Annotated in this window: 2 protein-coding genes, 1 tRNA gene and 2 rRNA genes; all 5 read right to left on the reverse strand. The window is 57.3% G+C overall.

From position 1 onward, the window contains the following. Positions 1-9 precede the first annotated feature (9 nt). The 5 genes from oppB to G0D83_RS27715 all read right to left on the reverse strand — a co-directional run bounded on the left by oppB (position 10) and on the right by G0D83_RS27715 (position 6,647). The gene (oppB, locus tag G0D83_RS27695; protein WP_164197720.1) at positions 10-933 is read right to left on the reverse strand and encodes an oligopeptide ABC transporter permease OppB; all 924 of its coding nucleotides are present in this window, start codon (positions 931-933) and stop codon (positions 10-12) included. A gap of 68 nt (positions 934-1,001) precedes the next feature. Beyond that, complete coding sequence (locus tag G0D83_RS27700) at positions 1,002-2,636, reverse strand: peptide ABC transporter substrate-binding protein (protein WP_164197721.1); 1,635 nt, start codon at positions 2,634-2,636, stop codon at positions 1,002-1,004. A 770-nt stretch (positions 2,637-3,406) separates the two neighbouring features. Beyond that, positions 3,407-3,483, reverse strand: a tRNA-Met gene (locus tag G0D83_RS27705). 43 nt (positions 3,484-3,526) lie between these two features. After that, positions 3,527-3,641 (reverse strand): 5S ribosomal RNA (rrf, locus tag G0D83_RS27710). Between the two features lie 112 nt (positions 3,642-3,753). Next, positions 3,754-6,647, reverse strand: a 23S ribosomal RNA gene (locus G0D83_RS27715). Positions 6,648-6,654: the final 7 nt, after the last annotated feature.

Here is a 6,654-nt window from a genome sequence, read left to right on the forward strand (position 1 = left end):
TCAGCCTCCTCAGTAACGGATTTTCGGATCGAACCACGCGTAGGCGAGGTCGGTCAGAAGGTTAACGATGACGGTCAGCGCGCCGTAGAGGATGGTCACCCCCAAGAGCACCGCGTAGTCGCGGGTCAGCGCCGAGCTCACGTAGGACTGCCCGAGGCCGCCCGTCGAGAAATAGAGGTCGACGAAGACCGAACCGGTCAGCACGTAGACGAAGACCGGGCCGAGGTAGGAGATCACCGGCAGCAGCGTCGGCTTCAATGCGTGGCGCCAGACGATGGCACTGTTGCTCAGCCCCTTGGCCCGCGCGGTGCGGATGAAGTTCGAGTTCAGCACCTCGAGCATGGACGAGCGCGTGATCCGCGCGATCGAGCCCATGTAGGACGTGGAAAGCGCGATCACCGGCATCACGAGGTACTGCCACTGCCCGCCGTTCCAGCCGCCGCCCGGCAGCAGGCCGAGCCAGAGCGTGAAGGTCAGGATCAGGATCGGGCCCATGATAAAGTTCGGCAGCGCCTGTGCGGCAATGCCAAGCGACACCGCAAGGTAGTCGACCCAGGTGTTGTGACGGATGGCGGCGGCGATACCGAGCCCGACACCGACCACGGTGGCGGCCAGGAAGGACAGCGCGCCGTAGGTTAGTGAGATCGGGAAGCCCTGCGCGATGATATCGTTCACGCTGCGGTCTTTCTGCACGAAGGACGGGCCGAAATCGAAGTGGACGACGATATTGTAGAAATAGTCCCAGAGCTGTTTCCACAGCGGCTGGTCGAGACCGTATTGCGCGTTGATGTTGGCCAGCACTTCGGGCGGCAGTGGCCGTTCCGAGGTGAAAGGCCCGCCCGGCGCGACATGCATCATCAGGAAGGACGCGACGACCAGCAAACAGATCGTCGGGATCGCGACCAGCAGGCGGCGAATGACATAGGTCAGCATTCTGGAGGATCCGGAAAAAGGCGCCGCCCCCGCAGCGCGGAGGCGCAGGGGCGGCGGGTTGGAGGTGGTTATTCGGCGATCTTGTAGAGGTTGCGCGAATACCAGTTCTGCTCGACGTTCTCGACCGGCCAGTTCCCCACGTCGCTGTCCATCATGTAGACGCCTGCGTAGTGGTAGATCGGGATCACCGGCATGTCGGTGGCGATGATCTCTTCGGCCGCGGTGTAGAGCGGGGTGGTGTCCTCGGCGGTCTTCGCCTCGGCGAGCAGCTTGTCGTACTCGGGGTTCGAATACTTGCCGTCGTTGTAGCCCGAGTCGCTCTGGATCAGGTCGAGGAAGGTCGAGGCCTCGTTGTAGTCACCGCACCATGCGCCGCGCGCCATGTCGAAGGCCTGGCGGCCACGGGTGTCGAGGAAGACCTTCCACTCCATGTTCGCGAGGTTCGCCTGAACGCCGAGCTTCTGCTTCCACATCTGCGTCATCACCACGGCGATCTTCTCGTGCGCCTCGGAGGTGTTGTACATGACTTCGAAGCTGAGCGGGTTCTCGGGGCCGTAGCCCGCCTCGGCCAGAAGCTCCTTGGCCTTGGCGTCGCGCTCGGCCTGGGTCATCGAGGCCATCTCGCTCTGCGGCGGGGTGAAGCCGGCAACCGCCTCGGGGGTGAAGCTGTAGGCCGGCGGCTCGCCACCCGCTTTCACGTTATTGGCGATGATGTCGCGGTCCACGGCCAGCGACAGCGCCTGTCGGACCTTCGGATCCTTGAACGCCTCGGGGCCGGAGTCGCTCAGGTTGAACGTGTAGTAGTAGTTGCACAGGCGCGGGAAGCTGATCGCCTCTTCCGGGTGCTCCTTCTTCAGGCGCGGGTACTGGCCTGCGGGCACGTCGGTGCGGTCGAGCTCGCCGGCGAGATAGCGGGTCAGCGCCACGTTCTCGTCGGTGATCACCAGCGCGATGGTCTTGTCGAGGATGGTGTTCTCGTTGTCCCAGTACTTCTCGTTGCGCTCGCGTACGATCCGCTCACCCGGGCGGTACTCGGTCAGCACATAGGCCCCGTTCGAGACGATGTTCTCGGGCTTGGTCCAAGCGTCGCCGAACTCCTCGATCACCTTCTGCGGTGCCGGGAAGGTCGTCGAATGCGTGGTCATCTGCACGAAGTAAGGCAGCGGCTGGCTGAGCGTCACCTCGAAGGTGTGATCGTCGATGGCCTTCACGCCCAGGTCTTCGGGGGACATCTCGCCGGCAACGATCGCTTTCGCGTTGTTGATCGACATCAGCTCCATGAACCACTGGTAGGGCGAGGCAGTCGCGGGATCGACGGCCCGGCGCCAGGCGAAGACGAAATCGCCGGCGGTGACCGGATCGCCGTTCGACCAGACCGCGGTGTCACGCAGATGGAAGGTATAGGTGAGCTTGTCGTCGCTCACATCGTAGCTGGTCGCCACGCCCGGCTCGAGGTTGCCCTGCTCGTCCTGGTTCATCAGGCCCTCGAACAAGTCGCGCGATACGGCGGAGCCATCCACGTCCTCGACGATCTGCGGGTCGAGCGAGCTGATGTCGTCGAGCAGGCGATAGGTGAAGGTCTGGTCCGCGGCCAGTTCCTCGCCGGTTTCCGGGTGGGTGGCGGCGGTGGCGGCGGTGATCCCTGCAACGAGCATGGTGCTCGACAGAAGGGCTGTCATCGTAAGTCGCGAAATGCGGGTCATATCCTCTCCCTGTAGCGGTGACTGCTATTCGGTGTTTGCGCGCTCCTAGTGCCTTGGGCAAGAAGCGGCCCCGGAAACCCGGGATTGCGAATTGGCGCAAAATACCCAGCCTTGGCAGTGCCGCAATGCACTTGCACGGGATGACGTTGCGTAGAGAATTATTCATGCCTGGGTCGGCGAATTCGAATGTCCGTTCGGTCGATAGGGACCTCGAAAACGAAATATCCTAATCGGTTGATTCTCAAGAACCTCGGGTTGAAAGCGCAGAACTCCAGGTGATTCGGCCACTGATCATCGTTAGAAACCCTCGTGTTTTCGAGGCTGTCGCGGTGTTCTAGTTCGAGCGTGCCGGACGTTGCGCCACCGCCGGCCGAGAAACGCACAACCTCTAATAATTGCGACCAAATACGCTTTCTGCGATGCTCCAAGGAATTCTTCCACGTAATTATAGCGCAAATTCGAGGATGAAAAATGAGCGAGCTCGGATTAATATAATCCACTAAGTGCAGTATATATTAATGCGAAAGATCGATCGAGAATTTATCAAAATACTTTTGATCGCGCCTATTATTCATCAATCTGGCACGGTGTTGTTCAGGAATTACCCCCAAAAAGAACGGTGGCGGCATGTTCCATAAATAATTAATCTCTAGAAACAACGGTCCCTGGGCAAATCTTTCCGCAAGAAATACAAATCGCCCGCACCTATTGCGCGTGAACGCAAAAAGCGCCCCGTTGGGGCGCTGTGCGTGGTGTTTTTTTGGTGGTGTTGGTTGCGGGAGCAGGATTTGAACCTGCGACCTTCAGGTTATGAGCCTGACGAGCTACCGGGCTGCTCCATCCCGCGACAGGATGAGATCGTTTAGGAGAGATACGGTGGGTTTTACTAGGTTTGGCGGTGACCTACTCTCCCACGTCTTGAGACGCAGTACCATTGGCGCGGCAGCACTTAACGGCCGGGTTCGGAATGGAGCCGGGTGTTTTGCTTGCGCTATGACCACCAAACCGAGAAAAACCCACTTTGTCGCGCTGTTTTGAGCGCGACGTGGACCAAGTCAAGTATTTTGTAGGGGTTGTATGCTTCGTCTGATCTGGAACAGCCTTGCTGTTCCTGGATCGGATCAAGCCTATCGGGCCATTAGTACCGGTCAGCTGAACGCATTGCTGCGCTTACACCTCCGGCCTATCGACGTGGTGGTCTTCCACGGCCCTCAGGGATACCTTGTTTTGAGGGGGGCTTCCCGCTTAGATGCCTTCAGCGGTTATCCTGTCCGATCATAGCTACCCAGCACTGCCGTTGGCACGACAACTGGTCCACCAGTGGATCGTTCACCCCGGTCCTCTCGTACTAGGGGCAACTCCTCTCAAGTATCCTACACCCACGGCAGATAGGGACCGAACTGTCTCACGACGTTCTAAACCCAGCTCACGTACCTCTTTAAATGGCGAACAGCCATACCCTTGGGACCTGCTCCAGCCCCAGGATGAGATGAGCCGACATCGAGGTGCCAAACACTGCCGTCGATATGGACTCTTGGGCAGTATCAGCCTGTTATCCCCGGCGTACCTTTTATCCGTTGAGCGATGGCCCTCCCACTTGGGACCACCGGATCACTATGGCCGTCTTTCGACTCTGCTCGACTTGTCAGTCTTGCAGTCAGGCTGGCTTCTGCCATTGCACTCAACGAGCGATTTCCGACCGCTCTGAGCCAACCTTCGCGCGCCTCCGTTACGCTTTAGGAGGCGACCGCCCCAGTCAAACTACCCGCCACACAGGGTCCCGGAACCCGATAAGGGATCGCGGTTAGACATCAAGCAATGCAAGGGTGGTATCTCAAGGGAGGCTCCACAGAAACTGGCGTTCCTGCTTCGAAGCCTACCACCTATCCTGCACATGCATGGCCTGATGCCAGTGTGAAGCTGTAGTAAAGGTGCACGGGGTCTTTCCGTCTAACCGCGGGAAGCCTGCATCTTGACAGGCAATTCAATTTCGCTGAGTCGATGTTGGAGACAGCGGGGAAGTCGTTACGCCATTCGTGCAGGTCGGAACTTACCCGACAAGGAATTTCGCTACCTTAGGACCGTTATAGTTACGGCCGCCGTTTACCTGGGCTTCAATTCAGAGCTCTCACCCCTCCTTTTAACCTTCAGGCACCGGGCAGGCGTCAGACCCTATACGTCGTCTTGCGACTTCGCAGAGCCCTGTGTTTTTAGTAAACAGTCGCCACCCCCTGGTTTGTGCCCCCAGCCAAAACTTGCGTTGAAACTGGGCCTCCTTCTCGCGAACTTACGGAGGTATTTTGCCGAGTTCCTTCAACATCGTTCTCTCAAGCGCCTTGGTATTCTCTACCAGTCCACCTGTGTCGGTTTAGGGTACGGTCTCAAAGTGGGGCTATTTCCAGGAACCGCTCAGCAGCCCTTCCAATCCGATAAGGAAGAACGACCTTTGCGATCCGTCACCACCACATGGCCCAGGAATATTGACCTGGTTCCCATCGACTACGCCTTTCGGCCTCGCCTTAGGGGCCGGCTTACCCTGCTCAGATTAGCTTTAAGCAGGAACCCTTGGACTTTCGGCGAGAGTGTCTCTCACACTCTTTGTCGCTACTCATGTCATCATTCTCGCTAGTGATCTCTCCACCGGATGCCTTACAGCCCGGCTTCACAGAATAGACTTCGTCTATTCTGACCTCTTTTTTGCACTACCGCCTGTCGGCTACTTGAGTGCGAACACTCGAAAGCCTTGGGAGGCATTACAAAAGATCAGAATAAGACGTAGTCTAATGTCACACTACGCTCCGCTACCATGCGCTATGCGCATCCTCGGCTTCGGCTCATGGCTTGAGCCCCGTTACATCTTCGCCGCAGGACAACTTGATTAGACCAGTGAGCTGTTACGCTATCTTTAAAGGATGGCTGCTTCTAAGCCAACCTCCTGGTTGTTTTGGTCGTCCCACCTGCTTTCCCACTTAGCCATGAATTGGGGGCCTTAGCCGGAGGTCAGGGTTGTTTCCCTCTCCACTACGGGCGTTAGCACCCGCAGTGTGTCTGCCATCTAGTACTCCCTGGTATTCGGAGTTTGGTTAGGATCAGTAAGCCTGTGGGGCCCCATTACCCATCCAGTGCTCTACCCCCAGGGGTATTCGGATGACGCTCTACCTAAATAGATTTCGCGGAGAACCAGCTATCTCCGAGTTTGATTGGCCTTTCACCCCTAGGCACAACTCATCCCGACCTTTTTCAACAGGTGTGGGTTCGGACCTCCAGTTAGTGTTACCTAACCTTCATCCTGGTCATGCCTAGATCACTCGGTTTCGGGTCTGATCCATCTAACTCGACGCCCTATTAAGACTCGCTTTCGCTGCGCCTACACCTAACGGCTTAAGCTTGCTAGATAGACCAAGTCGATGACCCATTATACAAAAGGTACGCCGTCAGCTCTCGAGGAGCCTCCGACTGATTGTAGGCGTTCGGTTTCAGGTACTGTTTCACTCCCCTCGTCGGGGTGCTTTTCACCTTTCCCTCACGGTACTGGTTCGCTATCGGTCAGTAAGGAGTACTTAGCCTTCGGAGGTGGTCCTCCGATCTTCGAACAGGATTTCACGTGTCCCGCCCTACTTGATACGTTCCATCGAGCTTCACATACGGGACTGTCACCCGCTGTGGTTGGCCATTCCAGACCATTCTGTTCACTCTCAGGACTCGGCTGGTCCCCGTTCGCTCGCCGCTACTAGGGGAGTCTCTATTGATGTCCTTTCCTCCGGGTACTTAGATGTTTCAGTTCCCCGGGTTTGCTCTTAAAACCCTATGTGTTCAGGTTAAAAGTACCTGTTTAAGCCCGTTATAGGCTGCCCGAAGGCAATTATAACGAACTTTCAGGTGGGTTGCCCCATTCGGAAATTCCTGGATCAAAGCTTATTCTCAGCTCCCCAGGACTTATCGCAGAGTATCACGTCCTTCATCGCCTCTTACTGCCAAGGCATCCACCAAACGCCCTTCTCGCGCTTGATCCGATCCA

Source organism: Salipiger sp. PrR003, from assembly GCF_010500785.1.
In the GTDB taxonomy this organism is placed as follows: Bacteria; Pseudomonadota; Alphaproteobacteria; order Rhodobacterales; family Rhodobacteraceae; genus Salipiger; species Salipiger pacificus_A.